Source organism: Flagellimonas alvinocaridis (assembly GCF_004916895.1).
Taxonomy (GTDB): domain Bacteria; phylum Bacteroidota; class Bacteroidia; order Flavobacteriales; family Flavobacteriaceae; genus Flagellimonas; species Flagellimonas alvinocaridis.
Genome location: NZ_SNTZ01000121.1, coordinates 1 through 380 on the forward strand (window position 1 = coordinate 1; position 380 = coordinate 380).

Sequence of the window (380 nt, forward strand, 5' to 3'; positions counted from 1 at the left end):
ATACCCCGAGGATATCTCAAAGATTTATCAGCGAGTTGAAGTATGGTACGAGTAGGTTTTAGATTTGTCAATCCTAGTTCAAGATAGATTGAGTATGGGAGCACATTAACGCTTGCTCCTAAATCAAGCATAACATTATCTACCCTATGCTTACCAATCATGACCGAAATTGTAGGACAACCATGGTCATTTAGCTTTTCAGGCATGTCTGATTGGATCATGGCATTGATATGCTCAATATAAAAGGATTTCTCCTTGACATTTAGTTTTTGCTTTTTTGTGCAAAGTTCTTTGAGCAATTTGGCATACGAGGGTATGTGCTCGATTGCATCGATCAGAGGGATATTGATTTTGACATTTCGGAGAACGTCAAGAATCTT

1 protein-coding gene is annotated in these 380 nt (G+C 38.2%); it reads right to left on the reverse strand.

What is annotated here, in order from left to right; all coding sequences use genetic code 11:
- Nucleotides 1-299: pepsin/retropepsin-like aspartic protease family protein (locus tag EZV76_RS17370; RefSeq protein WP_236640961.1), on the reverse strand; the 299-nt coding region annotated here is incomplete at its 3' end.
- Nucleotides 300-380 lie beyond the last annotated feature (81 nt).